Source organism: Nguyenibacter vanlangensis (assembly GCF_013376155.1).
Taxonomy (GTDB): domain Bacteria; phylum Pseudomonadota; class Alphaproteobacteria; order Acetobacterales; family Acetobacteraceae; genus Gluconacetobacter; species Gluconacetobacter vanlangensis.
The window spans coordinates 1-948 of sequence record NZ_JABXXP010000917.1; the positions used below are offsets into that span (position 1 = coordinate 1).

At 71.6% G+C, this 948-nt stretch carries 2 protein-coding genes; one reads left to right on the forward strand and one right to left on the reverse strand.

Annotated features, from left to right (window positions below; all coding sequences use genetic code 11):
- On the forward strand, nucleotides 1–574 hold a 574-nt coding region (locus tag HUK84_RS20145; RefSeq protein WP_176641783.1), incomplete at its 5' end, for a DsbA family protein.
- A gap of 60 nt (nucleotides 575–634) precedes the next feature.
- On the opposite strand, the gene HUK84_RS20150 is transcribed toward HUK84_RS20145, so the two are convergent.
- Nucleotides 635–948, reverse strand: a 314-nt coding sequence (locus tag HUK84_RS20150; protein ID WP_176641784.1) for an aminotransferase class I/II-fold pyridoxal phosphate-dependent enzyme, incomplete at its 5' end; no start/stop codon positions are given.

The following is a 948-nucleotide window of genomic DNA, read 5'->3' on the forward strand; positions in this document are numbered from 1 at the left end:
CGAGGCCCAGGCACAGGCCACCACCCGCGACGCGCTGGCCGCCAACCGCGCGGCGCTGACCAATCCGCTCCCCACCGACGCCATCCTGGGCAATCCGCGCGGCCGCACCATCATGGTGGAATTCTACGACCCGCGCTGCCCCTATTGCCGCAAGGTCCTGCCCGACCTCGACCGGCTGGTGCATGACGATCCCGACGTCCGGATCGTCGAAAAAGTGGTGCCGGTGCTGGGCCCGGCCAGCCTGCTGGCCGCCCAGGCCATCGCCGCCGCCGCCCTGCAGGGCGGGCAGGACGCCTATTTCCGCATGCAGCACGCCCTGATGACCGACAGCCAGAAGCCGGACATGGCGCGCATCCGCGCCCTGGCGGCGCAGGCCGGGCTGGATGCCGACCGGCTGGCCAGGGACATGGACGGCGCGGACGTCGCAGCCACCTTGCGGGCCAACATGACGCTGGCCAACGCGATCCACCTCGAGGGCACACCCACCTTCGTCTTCGACGCGCACTACGTCATCCCCGGCGCGGTCGACCTGGACGACCTGAAGGCCGCAATCGCAAAGGTCCGCCACGGCTGACCGCTACGCCCCATACGGTCCCTCCGCCGGTCCGGGTCCCCGGACCGGCGGGCGGGGCCCTTACGCGGCCTCGGTATGCCGGTCGGCCGACACGCCCAGCAGCCTGGCCAGGGCCGCAACCATGTCGTCCATCATCGCGTCGGTATGGAACGGCCCCGGCGTCAAGCGCAGCCGCTCGGTGCCGCGCGGCACGGTGGGATAGTTGATCGGCGTGGCGTACAGCCCGTATTCCGACAGCAGGCGGCGGCTGATCTCGGTGCAGCGATCCGCATCCCCCACCGGAATCGGCACGATGTGGCTGGGGGTCTCCATGAACGGCACCCCCGCCGCCCGCAGCCGGCCGCGAAATGCCGCGACGCGCGCGAACAGCCGCT